The following is a 16,773-nucleotide window of genomic DNA, read 5'->3' on the forward strand; positions in this document are numbered from 1 at the left end:
CGCAGGCAAGCCAGCCCCCACACGTTTTTATGCAGCCTCACAACGGCAGCATCCGGTCCTGAATAACCCGCTTCATCACCAGTGTGGAGGTCAGGCGTTGCACGTTGGGCAATGAGGTGAGGCGCTCATCGTAGAGCTGCTGGAAGGCCGGCAGGTCGGCGGCGACCACATGCAGCAGGTAGTCGGGGTCGCCGAATAGCCTTTGTGCGTCGACGATTTGCGAGGTCTCGATCACGGCCGCTTCAAAGTCGGCAATGGCCTGGCGCGTCACTTCGCGCAGGGTGACAAACACCATCGCGGAAAAGTTAAGCCCCAGCTCACTCGGCGCCAGCAGGGCGCGATAGCCAAGGATCACGCCGGAGTCTTCCAGCGCCCGCACGCGCCGATGGCAAGGGGAGAGGCTCAAGCCCACCCGATCTGCCAGCTCAGTGAGCGAAAGTCGGCCATCGGCTTGCAGTTGCGCAAGAATATTTCTATCAATGCGATCCATATGGAAGAACCTTCCTCGGCAGTGGCTTTTTATTAGGATAAACGAAAGATAATCCTGGAGGCATTTGCTTATTCTTCTTTTGCCCGCTGACGCCTTTCCAGGTGGCGGCGGCGAGGGGCTTGTGGCCCATCTCTCATTCTTAAAGTTGCAGCGTAGAAAGGAAATGTCCCGTGACTCTCAGCGTCCTGGCCGCGTTTTGGGCGGTATCGTTCTTGTTTATCATCACCCCCGGCGCAGACTGGGCCTATGCGATTTCTGCGGGCATGCGCGGCCGGCTGGTGACGCCGGCGGTGGCGGGCATGCTCTCGGGGCATTTGCTGGCAACGGTGATTGTGGCGGCAGGCGTAGGCGGGCTGGTGGCGCGTAACCCGATGATCCTCAGCGTGCTGACCGTTGCGGGGGCGCTGTATTTGCTCTGGCTGGGGGTGTGCATGCTCAGGGATCCCGCAACGCCGCAGTCCGGGCAGGGGCAGGCATCTGATTCATGGTCGCGCTGGGCGTGGAAGGGGTTGTGTGTCAGCGGCCTGAATCCCAAGGTGCTGCTGTTGTTTCTGGCGCTTTTGCCGCAGTTCACCGACCCGCTGTCGAACTGGTCGATACCGACACAGATCATTGCCCTGGGCGGGCTGCATGCAGTGAGTTGCGCGCTGGTGTATCTGGCGGTCGGCTTCAGTGCCCATGCCGTATTGCGCACCAGGCCAGGGGCGGCGAAAAACGTCAGCCGGGTATCGGGGGCGATAATGATCCTGATTGCGGTGGTGCTGCTGGCGGAGCAGGCCTACAGTTGAGGCTTGGCCAACAACGTGAGGATGAGACTGTGGCAGCGACCGGGAAGGATGAGCAGGTAACACCGCAAGCGGTCATCGAGTTCTGGAAACAGGCAGGCCCCAAGCATTGGTTTGCCAAGGATAAAGCCTTCGATACCTTGTTTCGCGACACTTTTTACAGCGCCCATTTCCTGGCCGCCAGTCGCCAGCTGGAGCGCTGGCTGGCACAACCGGAAGGTGCCCTGGCATTGCTGTTGCTGCTGGACCAATACCCGCGCAATGCCTTCCGTGGAACTGCACATATGTTTGCCACCGACTCCCTGGCGCGCTTTTATGCCCGGCACATGATCGATGGCAGCATGGACAAGGCGCTTGAGGCCGACTTGCGGCTGTTCTGTTATTTGCCGTTCGAGCATTCCGAAGACGCTGCCGACCAGCAGCTGTCGTTGCAACTGCATCTCAGCCTTGGCCCGCAAGCCAGCGTATGGGCGCAAGAGCACGCCGAAATTATTCAGCGATTTGGGCGCTTTCCCCATCGCAATGAGGTGCTGGGGCGCGAGACCACTGAGCAGGAGCGCATGTTTCTGGATCAAGGTGGATTTGCGGGTTAAAGCCGTGTCTTGACCATCAGCAAGGTGCTACTGCAGATGAGCAGGCATAATTGCCGCCTGAGCCTGAACACCCTCACCTGATGGAGTTGCCGATGAAGTCCCCAGCCTTGTTGACCCTGAGCCTGTGTGCCGCGCTGCTGAGTAACAGTGCGATAGCCGCGGGGGATGCTGAAGCGGGGGGCAAGCTGTTCACTAAAACCTGTGGCGGTTGCCACAGCATCGGGGTTAACGCGCGCAATGGTTTTGGCCCGCAGCTCAATGGCGTGATCGGACGCCAGGCGGGCACCAGCGAGGGCTACCTGTACTCCGACGCCATGAAAAATTCAGGCGTGGTGTGGACCAGGGAAAAACTCGCCGCCTACATTGAGGCCCCGAAAAAAGTGGTGAGCGGCACGCGGATGATCTTCTGGGGCATCAGCGACCAGGAGAAGATCGACAACCTGCTGGCCTATATCGAGTCCGTTCAGGGGCAGTGATTACTGCACGTCCTTGAGGTAATCCTTGAGTGTCAGCAGTGCTGGATGCATTTGTTCCAGGGTGTGGGCATTGCGTACATCACCGGACAGCTTCTGCAGCTCGCGGCCCATCGGGCTCTGCTCGCCCCCCAGGGCTGCCAGCGCCAGCGCCAGGCAGCGCTCGATTTTACCCTGGATGGCCGCGATATCGCCCTTGCGCACGTCGAAGGCAAAAACATCGCGCTGATAGTCGCTCATGGCCGGATCGTCGCGCAAAATCGGGCTCGAGCCTTCGCGCTCATACGCCAGCTTGAGTGCATAAAGGGCGACTGTTTCCAGTGGCAATTCCATCTTCAGGTTCCTCTTTTATATCGGGCACTGCATAAGCGGCGTGCAGGGTGCGGCGATTGTACTGGCACTGGGGCGGGCAGGATACAGGCTGCGGAGTAATGGCTGAGTTGCAGGGCTTACAACAGCTGGGGTTTTTAAATCGACTGTTTGATCAATAATATTTAAGTGGCGGGGGGGCGAGTTGGCGAATCGGCATAAGCCACGGGAAAGCCGTTTAAATGGTTCTAAGAATATTTGGTTAGTACACGCCTTGGTGATGTATTTATTGAAGTTGTGTAAAGGGCGAAGGCGGAATTGAACAGCCAGTTAGAGCGGCTGGTGACGGAGTGGCCGAGGTGGCTTAGTTGTGGGTTAACAGGGGTGGCGAAGCGTGCGATAAACGGCATTATTTTTTTATTCCATTCAAAAGCATGGGTTGCAAGGTGGGCGCGCATTTTTATCAATGCATATGCGTGCTTTTAACTGTCAGTTATGACAGTTTTTCAACAGTGGGAAATTGCAAGTCCGCCTGCCTGGCGTCCGTAGGCGTCGAGGAAGTGGGTAAGTTGCTGCTAAAATTAGTTTTAACAATATTATTAAAATCAGCGTCTCGGATGTAAGATGAACAGTCCGGTTATTATGCTGGAAGAGCAGTTGGGCGATATACATTCGAGTCAGATTGCTTACAAGCTAACTGTGCGCAATGCCAGTGCGGAACCCCTGTTGATAATGGCGCTGCAGCCCCATGTGCCTAAAGGTGCGCAACTAATGGATGTGTCGGACAGCGAGTCGGAGACGGGAAACTCTACCCGGTCAGCATTGATTGTTGAACTTAATAACTTGCTCAATGATTTTTTATGGATGGAGCTGCAGGCATTCAGGAAAGACTTTATTGCCGCCCAAGTGGACAGCTACAGGTCGATCTTCAAGTTCAAGGGGGTACTCAAGGCCTATCTGTATATTGCCAATCGGCGAGACGTTTTTGAAAGACATGCGAGAGTGAATATTACCAGTTTTCGCTATGAAATAGCCTCGGGAGACGATGCGCGTCGCGCCTACTCAACCTGGCTGGATGAAAGCGATAGTTCTTTTGCCGGGCCGCATCATGATCAACAAGGCATCAGAGTCTTGTTCAAGGCGAAGCTTGCACAACTGGAGGCGGTCGAGGCCAGGCTATTGGAAATCGTGAGGGAGGGCTCTGACCTCACGTTTATCGAGCCTGAAACCTCTTTTTCGGCAACTTATGTAATGCGGTTTGACAGGGCCCTGCTGGAGCCAAGGAAATACCAGGTGGGTTTTGATGTTCGCTACAAGTTGGCGGGAGCAAAAGTGCCAAAATCGGCCTCCGTGGCCACCAATATACAAATCACCCCCTCGCCGTTGAGCCTGTCGATTGTTGCCATAGTGGCCGCGATACTTGGGGCGACGCTGCGCGGTTCACTGGAGGGGGACGTCAACAAGTTCGAGGAGATCATAAAGTCGGCAACCACGGGGCAAATCATTGTTGGCCCGATCGTCGCGTTGGTGTTCTTCAACATCTACGAGCACACCAGGTTGGGCAAGGAGTTGAATTTTTCTATCAGTTGGAGGAGTGCGCTGTTTGTCGGGGCGCTTTGCGGCCTGGCACAGGATAGGGTGATCGCGGCACTGACAGCGTTGATTGGTGGATGAGGGGGGTAATCGACAGGCACAAAAAAACCGGCGCCAGGGCCGGTTTTTTTGTGTGTTCAAGGTGCATTGAGCGGCACCTTGAATCTATGTTTGGTGCCCGAGGGAGACTCGTGTGATCTATATAGAACGTGGCCTGTAGAGATGTTTTTCGGTTAGGGATACAGGCAGGGATACATGGTTGTGGGTGCTGACGGAATCTTTATCCTCTTAATGTGGTTAGCTGTTGCGCAACGCAGCCGTCCGGATAGGTAATGGAGCCTATTTCTAAATGGCAGGCAGAGGGACATAAGATGGACGTGGTGAAGGTTCAGCAGCAACTACGTGACTTCGCGAAGGAACGGGATTGGGAGCAGTTCCATACCCCAAAGAACCTGGCTTCTGCTCTGGCAGTGGAGGCAGCCGAGTTACTCGAGAATTTTCAGTGGTTAACGGATGAGCAGGGACGCTCGGTCAAGGATGATGCTGAACGCATGCGTAGGATTGAGGAGGAAGTTGCAGACGTGACCTTGTATCTGTTACGTCTTGCTGATGTTCTATCTTTGAACCTCCAGGATGTGGTTGATCGGAAGCTCAAAATCAATGCAGATAAATACCCCGCCGACAAAGCTCGCGGGAATGCCAAAAAATACAATGAGCTCTAAGGACGTCAATTAGGTATGGACATCACTTCTCGGATTATTGAGGAAATTACAAAGGGCGAAGCTCGCAAGGCCAATGGCCCGATTGAGCATTGGCTGACTACTTTGGCAACTGGGTTTTGGGGATTTGATGCAGACAAAGAAAATATCTGGAGTGAGCTGAAAAAGGGGGATGTCCTGGTGTTTCAGTCGATTCCCCCGAACAGCAATTTCGTCAGTAATCACAGTCCAAAAACGAAGACTTCTGGATTTATTGGGGCTGGGATTGTTGAGCGTATTTCGAAGAAAACAGAACCTCGCTGGCTCTCTGAAGTAATTGAAAGCCAAAATTCGAACGTCTCATCCCCAATGATGTGGCCGAATTTAGTGCACTTTTCTGATGTGCTCTGGTTGGGGGATGTGGGCCAAATTCCTGCACAAGCAGTGCAGGCAATGATTGATCAATGCTCGGAAGAGAAGCTTGACCTGGGCGCTCACATTGCACACTTGGCAAGCAATCGCTTGTCCCTCAATGCGATGAAGGATGTTGGCTTTACATATGCCCCAATGGGAACTGGTGGGCGCCTGAAGAAAAACGCTGACAAGCTTGCCGAGCTCTTCAAGATTCAAGCCCAATGGGCAACCCACGTTGCCTACGGTGTAGTGGATCAACCGATTCTTTCCCCACCACCCAAAAATGGCTTTGACTCGTCAACCTCTACCTATGGCGGCACACAAGGCCCGACCAAGCGTAAAGCGAAGCCCCCAACTACTGGTGAGGTCAAAGGCACTTACTCGCGTAAACGGGACTATTTGCAGGAGGCTACGGACAATCAGAACCTTGGCCTTGCAGGTGAGTTGCTAGTGTTTGAGCGAGAAAGGCTGCGCGTGCATGCCGAGCATGGTGAGGAGTACGTCAGTCATGTTGTGCATGTATCCCTGACTGAGGGTGATGGTGCAGGTTATGACATCCGCTCTGTGCGAAACACCGACTCAGGCATCACCCCGTATTACCTAGAGGTTAAAACCACCTCGGGGGACGCTAATACAGCCTTTTTTATCTCTGAAAATGAGGTGAATTTTGCGGCGGCCAACCCCCAAAGTTTTGAGCTTGTGCGGGTTCACTCTCTGGGTAATGGGAAGAGCAAACATTACGATTATAGGCTGTCGGGTTATGAGCTGTTAGGTCTGCCCAGAACTCCGGTGAGTTACCGAGTGGATGTTGGTATAGAGCCTGATCAGTGTGAGTGAGCATGTGAGAGTGCTCGCTTACTGATCCACCTGTTGTGTGCAGCCAGTTAACGACAATCCAATCAAGAGCTTGTCCTAGACGTCCCCAAACTACCGGGGCCCCTGAGGATTTGTTGACCTCACGGGGCAGGAAACCCGCGGGATTATGTTAGCGTCAGGCCCCTCAGCTTATTGAAATTTCAATTGTTGAAATTGAAAGGTGTTGAAGAAAAGTGGAGGGGGGGCTTGGCCCTTAGCAGGGCACTGGATGTGTTGCTGATAGTGAACACCAAGGTGAGTCAACTGGGTCAACCGGTCAAGTGTGGTCAACAAACTTTGGAACCCAGGCACTGACGATTTCCTGCGGGTTTCCTGCCCCGTGTCTCCTCGAAATGCCCAGGGTCCCCAGGGTCCCCAGCGGCTCCTGAGCCATAGTGCAAATGCACTGGTGAACCAGCAGTTCACCCCATTCACCTGCGCACTAAGCTGTGCACTTTTCCTCTAACACAATCAGGCAGGTTTTCTGCCCTGTGCCTTAAAACGGGCAGGGCTCTCAACATTCTTTAGCCGTCTAGAAAAACCTTGATTCCCATCGCTGGAGGAGTCACCGACTAGGGGGCAAGGGGATGTTCTAAAAAACGGTGTTACGAGTGTTGCTGATAATCCTATAGTGTTGTTTTTAAAAGGTTTTTATTTTTTTACACCGCGGGGCATCGTACTTATTTGCAAGTGTTACACGTCCTGCTGGTGTTACATGAGATTTTCTTTTGAGTGGTGTGATCGCCCCAAAGTCTACAGTTGCATGAAGCGGAAGATTTCTCGAAATTCGCTGTCTGACCAATACGATTCTGCAGGTGTTTTTGAAGAAATCTCAGCTCAAAAATTGAGTATAAAATACTACTTGTGGCAGATTGGCATCATGGGATAGATTGGGTTGGATTTTCTTAAATGGATAAACAAGGAAGTATCAATGACTGACAATGCCAGCTCTCCATTTAGTAGCGACTCATCGAACGATCGAGCAGCCTGCAACTCGAGATTTATTTCTAATCAGTATCTGGAAAATTGCAGATATCTGTCTATTTTAAAATTAAAAATATCTGTCGAATGAAATCTATATAATTTTTTGTGAAAAGGAGTGTCCATGTCTAATGCAAAAGCTTGTCTTGTATTTGCTCGGGGTCTTGAAAGTAAAGTGCTGGAAATATCTGCGCAACTTGTTGAAGAAGGCTTCGATGTATGCACTGCGTCTGCTGACAGGGAAGTGGTGGAGGCGGCTAAGCTAGGAAGTATCAACGTCTCCTGAGGATATTAAAGCCTGCATAGATAATGCGTCTATATGTATATTTCTAATATCTGAACAAAACTCTGAACATGTGCAGGCGGCTGCAGGATACGCAGGGATCTCAGGTAAGAAAATTATCGCTGTCATTGAGGATGTCGATTACCTCCCTCAAGTTTTCGATGAATTGGCAACTTCGGTCGTCTGCGTAGATAGTCCGCAGCTCCCTGACGTTCTAAAAGGAAAGTCAGTGTGGGAGAGTTCGAACGGGTCTGCTGATGGAAAGCGCGTAATCCCTAGGATTAGATGCCAATGAATCATCTCCCTCGGATTTACTCCTATAAGTTGTCAAGAGACTATGGGTTCGCTCCAAATCCATTCCATGGTATTTGTACTCTTGCAACATGTAAGCCCCAAATAAGAAAGGGGGCGCAGGTCGGGGATCTCATAGTTGGGTGTGGGAGTAAAGAACTTAAAATGCAGGGGAAAATAATCTTTGTTATGCGAGTGTCCGAGAAAATATCATTTCAGCAGTATTGGGAGGATTCAAGATTTCACGTCAAGAAAGTTGATTTTCAGTCTGGAAAATCAGCAGCATATGGCGATAATATCTACCATCTCGAAAATGGGCTATGGGTTCAAGAAGACTCACATCACAGTTTTGAAGGTGGGGTGGTAAATGCGGATAATTTGAGTAGAGACATTGGTTCGGATAATGTTCTGATAGGAGAGGATTTTGTCTATTGGGGTTCTAATGCCCCAATGATGCCGCCTAACCTGCGAAATATTGATGGTGACGACCTGTTTCCCAATGGCCGAAACTTCAGATCTATTTTTTCAGAGATATTCAGAAATGAGGTGGTAACTTGGTTTTCTGCGCTTCCGGAGAGAGGGAATTTAGCTCGTCCAACCTCTTGGTGAGGTTAATAAAGAAGTGCGGCAAGGGAGCGTGCTTCATTCTGTGACGATAAAATAGATAAGGGAGTCTTCATGTCTAAACCTATACCCCAGCTGGAGCCACTCTCAGTTCTGGATTACAAACTAAAAGCATTTGCAACCAACCAGTTTCAGCAGGATGAAGGTGGGTTTCAGAAAGTTGTTTTTGGTTATTTCGGTGAGATTGGCGGACTACTATCTGCTCTAAAAAAATCTGGCCGAGATAAGCTAGCAGCAACTGAAACAGAATTGGCAGGAGAAGAACTCGGCGATGCATTATGGTATCTGATCAATATTTCAGAATTTCTGGGCGTGGATGCCAATCAGATCGGTGACCAATGTATCAGGTTGCTGCGCGTAAAATATGGTGAGTCCCCGCAGGATCCCATAGACCCCGTCACCTTTCGTCACATAGATAGTATGATGGAGATCCGCAGAACACCAGGATCGGTCAACCGATCTGTGCAACTAGGGAACTTGGCTTACCACGCGGGCATCCTAGCTAAAACTACTTTATCTGAATATAACTCGATGACGGCCCTTGCCCTCGCTGAAAACATGGGGCTGCATTTAGCTGAGCTCGCGATTACATGTGCTAGTTTTGACCTTAGGCTTGAAGATGTAGGTCGTTCGAACCTGGTGAAGATCCATAGCCGCTGGCCCGGAGACGATGGTGTATACCCTACCCCTTTTGACTCAGGTTATGCCGAGCACGAGCAGTTTCCTCAAACTCTCGAAATAACATTTACCGAAAGAGGTACTTGTGAAAACGGCTACGTAGTACAAAGTCTTAATGGTGTCTTCATAGGTGACCGTTTAACAGACAACAGTAACGAGCCTGACGACTATCGTTTTCACGACGTATTTCACCTTGCGTATTTGGCGTTTCTAGGATGGTCCCCAGTACTTCGCGGATTACTTAAACGAAAACGAAAGTCAAATTCCAAAATGGATGAGAATGAAGATGGTGCACGTGCAATGATTATTGAAGAGGGTATTGCAACGTGGATTTTTAACCATGCGAAAGAGCAAAAATTTTATACCGATGAACGGCAGCGGGGCCTTGACTACGGGATACTCAAGCAAATCAGCAGCATGGTGCAGGGTTATGAGGTTGAAAAATGCCAACTGTGGCAGTGGGAAAAAGCTATAGTAGTGGGCTTTGAGGTTTTCCTACAGCTCCAGGAGCATCGAGGGGGAACTGTGAAAGTAGATGCTCTAAACCACAGTATGAGTTTTGTACCCCCCACGAAGAATTGATCTAATGAATCCTACAGCCTTTGTGAATGCACTGTCCGAACTGAAGCTAGACAATGTATTCAACCCTTATGCGGACACCTGCCCGGTACACGACCGAGCCAATGCAGCGTCTGCAAGGCGTAGTAATCTTAGGGGCTACCTAAAGGCAGCATTGGAAATCGGTGTGGATACAATTTGGATGGGGCGCGACTTAGGATACCGAGGTGGCCGTCGAACGGGTCTTGCGCTGACAGATGAATATCATCTGTCAGAAATGACGCAACGTTATCCTGGTTCAAACTTCAAACAGGCTACTTTAGGCCCAGCAGTAGCCGAACGAACCGCGTCGGAGATCTGGTCTGTATTGCGTTCTGTTACGCTCCCACCGCTCTTGTGGAACGTATTCCCACTTCACCCTCACGAACCTGGCAACCCGTTTACAAATCGCAAGTTTACCGCACGTGAGCTTCAACAAGTTGAAATGCTAAATGAGATTCTGATCAAATGGCTTAAAGTTCGCCGAATAGTTGCCATTGGTCAGGACGCTTTAAACTATGCGGGCCGTTTCGGAGTTGAAGTCGTTGCAATACGACATCCCAGTTACGGAGGTATCAAGGATTTTCGTAATGGAATGAGTGCTCTTTACGACATTCCTATTGAGATACTTAGTCATAAACACCAGCAGCAATCACTGTTTTAACTTGGCTGAGAAGTAATGGTGAATTAACTTTCGTAGGTGATTTTGATTTTCGGTAGAGATTCTAATCGCACGGTGTGCTACCAGTAATTAAACAACCTTCAGCTGGCGGTACCCATAGGAATAGGTTGTGCTGCTCAGCGAGATTCAATGGTATGTTAAGCTAATAGTTTGGCGCTGTTGTCAGCGCTGCCATTTCTTGGGTGTGTTAAGAATTACATATGATCCTCTGGCCAGTATCTACCAGCGAAGTCCCGCATAACGACCCTGAAAAAAGTTGGTCTCACAGTTTCCAAGCAACGCACTTTAGGCTGAGGTTGCTGGGGTCGTCATGATGGAAATTACTCAGCGATGTTTAAACTTACCTAAAAGTCTTAGCAGGTTATTAGATCTTTATCTAACAAAATTCTTCTTAATAACTTTCGATTTAGAAGTATCTTTTTTCAGCATGAGTTTGATACACATCAGGTACATAGGGTCTCGGACGGTGTAAGCCCCCGACTGCTCGTTCCTAGTTAATAGAGGGCTATTACCAGCAGCAAGATCGGAAAGGATATTCCCTATTCCCATGTGTTTTACCGCCGTGCTAGGGAATTCGATCCTGATCCGCTTATCGATATCGTTGACATCGAATTGGTGGCTCGAAATCCGGCCTATGCAGTAGATCGCTTGATTTCTACGTGCAACGGTTGTATCGCGGCTGTTAAGGTGCCCTTCGATGGCTGTATAACAAGACCGGAGCCCGCTGAGCAGCCACTCTTCGTCTGCCCTATCAAGCAGTTTGGTGGCATAGGTCCAATTGTTGTCCTCGATTTCATGGGCGAGCGCTTCACAATATTCGTGAACACGCTGTGCGATTCCTAATGTCACCGACCAAATATGATCTGCTACTTCGATGTACTGCGGGCCGGTGAGGAGGATGTCGAGCTGAGTAAAACCCTTTCGGATTACTTCTTGGACTTGCCCCGAATCAAGCCCGTCGACCTTCCTAATCTCGTAAATACGATTGGCTACGGAATCCGAGTTTTTGGTCTCGCGAAAATACTGTAAGACACCGTTCGGCACCCCAACAATTAGGAAATTGATGTTGCACTCTGAATAACGACTATCGTCTAGCAGAATGATCAAATCCGCTAGTTCAGACATCCGTTCAGGCGTATCAAAGATAGACTCTAGGTTGTCGAGAACGATGATTTTCTTCTGCGCTCTGCCGGTAGTGCCGCTATCGGCGAACAGCCGAAATGCCTTGAGTAGCGGATCTTCTTGTGCGACCAAATAGCTATCAGTTTGCTTCAGTCCGCCTTTGAAGAACGCAGCGCTCACTTCTGCGGCTTTCTCTTCACTATACCCAAGCTTTGACGCGGTGCCAGGCTCCGTTATTGCACCGCATATCTCTTCGGTGATGGACTTGTTCCGAGACGCATTTGCACAGTTAGCCACCACGTAAGGCAGCTTGTTCTTGGCAAGTGCGACCTTAAACAACCACGTTTTACCGTTTCCACTCTCGCCGAATAACAGGGTATGACTGTGCCTTCCAAATGCTCGTGCTAGGTCTTTCTCCAGTCTTGGACGCTCAACGTACATTGCCGGATTAAGCTCCCTTGCCCGCGGAGTAAAGACCTGGTTAATAGCTTTCCTGCTCATGTTTTTCCCGCTGTTGGAATGGTGATGGCAATGCGATAGTACCTTTCTTTCAGATAGATGGCGAAAGTAGAACGGTGCCCTTAAGTGATGTATGTAGTAGCTTAATGGAACCGGACACCTATTTAGGCGGCAATGCTCGCCATATAGAGGTGTCAGATGACCAAGTAACCGTTAGGCAGCCCGAGCCTCGCTCTCCCCCATCCCCGGAATCGTCTTGACTATGTAGCAGCGTTGCGTCCCTAGCCCGGGAAGTCGAACGAGGCCGGACGCCTTACCATCGCTTCCTGGCTCGAGCACACCACGACGCAGCAGCTCCTTGTTTACGGCATTGATGTTCATGCCTTTGAATACTTCGGATCGCCAAGCCTCGGGCAGCACGTAGTAGGTGTTGGTGGTATGCAGTTCGTCGCCCAGGCCGTGCTCCAGCGTTTTGCGAAAGCCCAGCCGATCGATAGTGCGCGGGCCGTGCTCGTCGATCTTGGCTGCGGCGGACTCCCAGCGAGTGAAGCGGCTTTCACCAAAGCGCTCGATGACTTGGCGCAGACGAGCCATGATGGCGTCGCCTTCATAGTTACCGGCGCCGCCACGTTCGTTTAGCCATGCGTTGAGGCAGATACGGGCTGCCGTGGTAGCGGTTCCATCTGGCCAGCCTGTGATGCCCAGTGCGGTTGCCAGCTCGCCCGCTGCAGCCGCAAGGCCAAAGCGCAGGGCAGCACGATGGGCCTGACCGCTCGCTGAGGCGGGCAGGGACTTGGCAATAAACCCTTCCAGAGTGCGGCGCAGGATGATCGCCCATCCGTGCATCTTTCCGGGCTCGCATAGCTCGGTTAGAAAGGCTGTCAGCGGTGTGCCGTAGTACTTGGCCACTCGGGCTTTGAGTGCGTCAGAAAGCGCAGCAGCGTCCTCGAAACCATTCAATACGTCGAACATGCCGAGCCCTTTACTGGCATCTGCAGGCACCGCGAGCATGCGTACTTCCATGCCAGCTTTAAGCTCTTTGTTGGTCTCGGCCATGTGTTGCGCCAAGGTTTTTTCGCCTGTGGATAGAAACAGCAGGCGCCACTCTTGAACCTGTCGGCCCGCCTGGCCGCGATCATTAGCGCGGGCTTTTCCGGTGCCGTTGCCGAGCATGTAAACGGTTTCGCCAATGATGCGGGGGTCGCACATGCCGATTTCGTCGAGTACGAGGAGGCCGTCCGAGTGCGCGGCAGCGATGGACTCCAGTGCGTTATCGGTCGAGCGCCATGACCGCACCAAGCGCGGCCCGCCGTAGATTGAGGCCGCGACTTGCAGGTGGGTGGTTTTACCGCCCGAGCTATCGCCGTACAGGTGAAAGCCGCCTGATTCATGACCAAGCATGTGCAGCAGTGGGCCTGCAAACGCCACGCTGGCCACAAATGCCAAGCGATGATTACCAACGCACAAGGCGCCGATTTGCTCTTGCCACTGCTCCAGGGTCCCAGCTTCACTGATAGGCGGCAGTTGAGCGCCTGCTTCGTAGAAGTGCAGGTGCTCAGCGTGGGAACCGACTTGCTGCTCTGGCAGTAGAAAGGCGCTGTCATGCCAGCCCAGTCGTGTGACCAAGCGTGCGCGCTGTGCGCTGTCGAAGCCTTGGAAGTAGCTCTGCAGATCGTTACGCGTATTTCGGCTAGAGCGCGTCCCTGCAAGGCGTAGACCCATATCTACCAGTGGACCAAGAACATCCTTTCCGAAGTCGCCGGTCATGGTGCGTGCAGGTATGTTCCAGCGTTTTTTGGCGCCGTCCGGATCGTCAAACTCGACCAGCAAGCCCCAGTTATGACCTTTTGCATCACGGGTGCGAGCGAGGATTTCCAGTGGTGAGCACACAGGGCGTGACTCGCCATCTTCACCCGAATAAAAAACACCTTCGTGAGTCAGGCGAAAACCACTGGGCAGTGTGTCGGTCTTGGGTTTCGTCGAACGCTTGGCCGGTGTTTTGGCCTTGGGCTCTGTAGTCGGGGCAGGCGCAGCACTAAACAGTTCGCCAGTGCGCTCCAGTTCGGCAAGGTGGCTCGATTTCCAGCCTTTGGTGAGTGCGTCCGCTGCATCATCGCCTTGTTCCCATACGCCGCCCTTGGCGAAGCCGGGTTGGTGATTTTTGAGGGTGGGTTTGCGTTTGAAGTTTTCCAGCGCGATGACGCGAACGGACTCTGCCCCCCACTGCTTCAAGCTTTTTAGCAACTGCTTCCATGCAAAGGGTGCCGCTGGAATCGTTATCAGGCCACAACACGACCTTGCGATTTTTGAGAGGGGACAGGTCGGCTTTGTGCCAAGCATTTGAGCCATTTGGCCAACAGGTGGCTACGTAGCCTGGGAAGAGTTCGGCGGCCGCATCTGCAGCTTTTTCACCTTCGCACAGGACTACTGTGGCATCTGCTTGCAAGCTCAGTTCGTGCAGTCGCAGCAATGGGCGAGGCTCGGGCAAACCTTGCCAGCGCCACTGTATTACTTGGTTGCCAGAGTTCTGGCACCACGTGAGTGGAGCGAAGACTTTCTTGGGTTTGCCGTCTTCGTCCAGGCCAAGGTCAAAGCGATAAAGCGCCATTAGGGGATGGCCCTGAGTATCGCGATAGATCCAGATTTTGGATGGCGTGCCGTGTTGCCGGTGCTTGGCCGGGCACTTGTTCATGGCCTCGATCGGGATCGGCTGAATCGCTACCCACTCAGGTGCAGAGCTTTTAGCAGGTGTCGGTTTTGATTGAGAGTCCTCAGCGCTTAGCCGAAGCAGATCCGCAAGTTTGTTGCAGGCCTCCACGTCCGTGCAGGCATCTAGGTAGCGCACCAAATCAATCAGATCGCCACCTTTATCACCGGTAGCGAAATCAGCCCATGTGCCTTTGCTCAAGTTGATTTTGAGCGATCCCGCACGCTTGTCGTTGCGGGTGGGGTTGGGTGCTGTGTACTCCTTGCCGCCGTCCACACGTTTGCCGTTGGGCAGCCAGTGGCTGAGTACACGATTAATGTTTTGCTGTGCGGTGCGCTTAACTTGGGAAAACGTCGGTCGACGTGAGTGGGGTATTTGGGGGCTCATAGGCCACCGTCTTGGGCGTATTGAAGCCCCAGGGTGACGTCATCAATGAGTGCTTTGGCCATTTCGCTGAGATAGTGCGAAGCCCATCGCATGGCTTCGTTGCCATCATCCATAGCCCCCAGGAACGAGAGTGTGTTCACGCAGTTCATAAGGAGCGAGGCGTGCTGCAGCGCTTCTTCGCCCGAGACTCCGGGATTGACGGTAAACAGGCGTTGGTTTTCGGTGTTGCACTTGGCGAAGGTGGCGCCGCCGACTGTCTGGATCAAGGCTGGAGAGGTCATAGGGCACCTCTTTTTGCAACGAGGGCGCGGGATTTGGCCATGTGGAGGTTGTAGCGGGCGAGGCGGGTGGTGAGGCTGGAGTTGGCGTGTAAGGCGGCGAGAGCCATTGCTCGATGAGCGGCGGCGCGAATTTTGGACGGATTGAGGGTGTACATCTGGCATAGCTCCTTGAATTGAGGAGCTGCCACGTTCGTGACCAAGCGAATGGGTGGCAGCTGTGCGCGGGTTGGTCAACCAGGGATCAAGGAACCCGGCATACCCGAAGGTATCCCGCACACAGCCGCCATAACACTGAGCGACAGACGAAAAAAAAGCGCCTGTTGTCAGAGATGGCGCATTGCGCCTTGATTTTATCGGGTGACCAAACCCGTCCGCTGAATTTGCAGCGACGCGCAAACAATAGCGGCTACACACAAAGACTGCAATGGTGTCTTCACACCACCCTACTGTTTTGCCTACTTGGAAGGCTCGGCTTCTAGGGCGTGAGCAATTGCCATGTGGTAGTTGTAACGGGTTGTACGGACGCTCAAGGAAGAATTTGCGTACAGGGCGGCCATTGCCATTGCTCGATGTGCAGCCGCTCGACCTTTGTTGTTTTTTAGCCTGAGAGTGCGCTGCGTGGACATTAGAGTTCGTACCGTTTTCTTCACCCTGTGCGCTATGTCCGAGCGTTAGAGATAGCGGTAGGGCTTCGATGTGTTTTTGGTTAGGTCCGTTAATAAATGTTGGAGCTAATGCCAGAAAATAGCCTTGTGGTATTAGACGTGCAACCGTAAGCAACTCTTGCGCATGCTCTTTATGACAAATACATTGTTTCGGCATATAGATTCACCTCAACGCCTCCGGTTGCAGCCGGGGGCGTTTTCGTTAGTGCTTGGTATTGCTCGGACGTGTCAGGGTCAACCAGCTCAGATGCTGGCCTTTACGGGACTCGGTGCGCATGTGCTCCAGGGCGACTGGGTTGGCCAGCAAGTTGGGAATAAGCTGCTGTGCATCCTTGATCACCACTCCTGGTGGAACGTCGACGGCGAGCAGCGACCAGTCCAGTGAGGGCCAAACCAGAATCAGAACGTGGGCGCCTTTGGCTATGGCTCGGTCACGCAGTGCGCGCAATCGATTTCGGCCTTTGGCGACCGTGGGCAGGGCATCTTCTAGAAGGCCGATAGCGTCGAGGGTGGTGTGTGGCAGGAAGATTGGAGTCATGCCGCCACCTTGTCGCGAAAGGCGATACGGTCACGTGTCCAGCTCTGGACCTCCTCCAGTACCCAGGCAACAGGTGCGCCTCGGGCGTTGCTGTTACTCAGCTTTACGGGAGAGGGAAAGCGGCTTTCTGGCTGCTGCATGAGTTTGTAGATGGTGGGGCGTGCAAGGCCGACGATGGCCATTACTTCTGAGATTCGGATCAAGGTGGTGGCAGGGTCCCGAGGTGGGAAACGGTTGAGGGTCGAGCTACGAGATTCGGTCATGACGG

Annotated in this window: 17 protein-coding genes and 1 pseudogene; 10 read left to right on the plus strand and 8 right to left on the minus strand. The window is 52.4% G+C overall.

Annotated features, from left to right (window positions below):
• Positions 1 to 37 precede the first annotated feature (37 nt).
• The gene (locus AB3G35_RS07355) at positions 38 to 490 is read right to left on the minus strand and encodes an Lrp/AsnC family transcriptional regulator (protein ID WP_016779588.1); all 453 of its coding nucleotides are present in this window, start codon (positions 488 to 490) and stop codon (positions 38 to 40) included.
• A 170-nt stretch (positions 491 to 660) separates the two neighbouring features.
• Between AB3G35_RS07355 and AB3G35_RS07360 the strand changes: the two genes are divergently transcribed.
• From AB3G35_RS07360 to AB3G35_RS07370, 3 genes are all read left to right on the plus strand, one after another.
• The gene (locus AB3G35_RS07360; protein WP_016779589.1) at positions 661 to 1,278 is read left to right on the plus strand and encodes a LysE family translocator; all 618 of its coding nucleotides are present in this window, start codon (positions 661 to 663) and stop codon (positions 1,276 to 1,278) included.
• A gap of 29 nt (positions 1,279 to 1,307) precedes the next feature.
• Entirely contained in the window at positions 1,308 to 1,868 is a 561-nt protein-coding gene (locus AB3G35_RS07365) for a DUF924 family protein (protein ID WP_315245001.1), read from the plus strand.
• A gap of 92 nt (positions 1,869 to 1,960) precedes the next feature.
• Positions 1,961 to 2,344 carry a cytochrome c family protein gene (locus tag AB3G35_RS07370; RefSeq protein ID WP_016779591.1) on the plus strand — a complete coding sequence of 128 codons (384 nt, stop codon included), beginning with the start codon at positions 1,961 to 1,963 and terminating at the stop codon, positions 2,342 to 2,344.
• On the opposite strand, the gene AB3G35_RS07375 is transcribed toward AB3G35_RS07370, so the two are convergent.
• Positions 2,345 to 2,674 carry a hypothetical protein gene (locus AB3G35_RS07375; protein ID WP_016779592.1) on the minus strand — a complete coding sequence of 110 codons (330 nt, stop codon included), beginning with the start codon at positions 2,672 to 2,674 and terminating at the stop codon, positions 2,345 to 2,347.
• 600 nt (positions 2,675 to 3,274) lie between these two features.
• On the opposite strand from AB3G35_RS07375, the gene AB3G35_RS07380 reads away from it, so the two are divergent.
• The 7 genes from AB3G35_RS07380 (at position 3,275) to AB3G35_RS07410 (ending at position 10,328) form a co-directional block, all read left to right on the plus strand.
• Entirely contained in the window at positions 3,275 to 4,324 is a 1,050-nt protein-coding gene (locus tag AB3G35_RS07380) for a hypothetical protein (RefSeq protein WP_106117205.1), read from the plus strand.
• Positions 4,325 to 4,575: 251 nt separating this feature from the next.
• On the plus strand, positions 4,576 to 4,965 hold the full coding sequence (locus tag AB3G35_RS07385; RefSeq protein ID WP_369782435.1) for a nucleotide pyrophosphohydrolase: 390 nt from the start codon (positions 4,576 to 4,578) through the stop codon (positions 4,963 to 4,965).
• Positions 4,966 to 4,980: 15 nt separating this feature from the next.
• Entirely contained in the window at positions 4,981 to 6,192 is a 1,212-nt protein-coding gene (locus AB3G35_RS07390; protein ID WP_369782436.1) for a protein NO VEIN domain-containing protein, read from the plus strand.
• Positions 6,193 to 7,315: 1,123 nt separating this feature from the next.
• Positions 7,316 to 7,477, plus strand: coding sequence for a hypothetical protein (locus tag AB3G35_RS07395; protein ID WP_369782437.1), 162 nt, complete (start codon positions 7,316 to 7,318; stop codon positions 7,475 to 7,477).
• Between the two features lie 288 nt (positions 7,478 to 7,765).
• A complete protein-coding gene (locus AB3G35_RS07400) occupies positions 7,766 to 8,374 on the plus strand; it encodes a hypothetical protein (protein WP_369782439.1) in 609 nt (202 codons plus the stop codon).
• 69 nt (positions 8,375 to 8,443) lie between these two features.
• Positions 8,444 to 9,649: a hypothetical protein gene (locus AB3G35_RS07405; RefSeq protein ID WP_369782440.1), complete on the plus strand. Its 1,206-nt coding sequence runs from the start codon at positions 8,444 to 8,446 to the stop codon at positions 9,647 to 9,649.
• A gap of 4 nt (positions 9,650 to 9,653) precedes the next feature.
• On the plus strand, positions 9,654 to 10,328 hold the full coding sequence (locus tag AB3G35_RS07410; RefSeq protein WP_369782441.1) for a uracil-DNA glycosylase: 675 nt from the start codon (positions 9,654 to 9,656) through the stop codon (positions 10,326 to 10,328).
• 390 nt (positions 10,329 to 10,718) lie between these two features.
• Here the strand turns inward: AB3G35_RS07410 and AB3G35_RS07415 are convergent, their stop codons facing one another.
• The 6 genes and pseudogenes from AB3G35_RS07415 to AB3G35_RS07440 form a co-directional block, all read right to left on the minus strand.
• Positions 10,719 to 11,969 (minus strand): AAA family ATPase, encoded by a 1,251-nt coding sequence (locus tag AB3G35_RS07415; RefSeq protein WP_369782442.1) that lies wholly within the window; start codon positions 11,967 to 11,969, stop codon positions 10,719 to 10,721.
• A gap of 171 nt (positions 11,970 to 12,140) precedes the next feature.
• Positions 12,141 to 15,021 (minus strand): annotated as a pseudogene (locus AB3G35_RS07420) (DUF927 domain-containing protein).
• Positions 15,018 to 15,302 carry a DUF3077 domain-containing protein gene (locus tag AB3G35_RS07425; protein WP_369782443.1) on the minus strand — a complete coding sequence of 95 codons (285 nt, stop codon included), beginning with the start codon at positions 15,300 to 15,302 and terminating at the stop codon, positions 15,018 to 15,020. The pseudogene AB3G35_RS07420 and the gene AB3G35_RS07425 overlap by 4 nt, the downstream one beginning before the upstream one ends.
• A complete protein-coding gene (locus AB3G35_RS07430) occupies positions 15,299 to 15,457 on the minus strand; it encodes a hypothetical protein (RefSeq protein ID WP_369782444.1) in 159 nt (52 codons plus the stop codon). Before AB3G35_RS07430 ends, AB3G35_RS07425 begins: the two co-directional genes overlap by 4 nt.
• Before the next feature lie 712 nt (positions 15,458 to 16,169).
• Complete coding sequence (locus AB3G35_RS07435; protein ID WP_369782445.1) at positions 16,170 to 16,505, minus strand: hypothetical protein; 336 nt, start codon at positions 16,503 to 16,505, stop codon at positions 16,170 to 16,172.
• Positions 16,502 to 16,768 carry a helix-turn-helix transcriptional regulator gene (locus AB3G35_RS07440; protein WP_369782446.1) on the minus strand — a complete coding sequence of 89 codons (267 nt, stop codon included), beginning with the start codon at positions 16,766 to 16,768 and terminating at the stop codon, positions 16,502 to 16,504. Before AB3G35_RS07440 ends, AB3G35_RS07435 begins: the two co-directional genes overlap by 4 nt.
• Between the last annotated feature and the right edge of the window lie 5 nt (positions 16,769 to 16,773).

Origin of the sequence: Pseudomonas sp. WC2401, from assembly GCF_041200115.1 — a bacterium.
GTDB classification, from domain to species: domain Bacteria; phylum Pseudomonadota; class Gammaproteobacteria; order Pseudomonadales; family Pseudomonadaceae; genus Aquipseudomonas; species Aquipseudomonas fragi.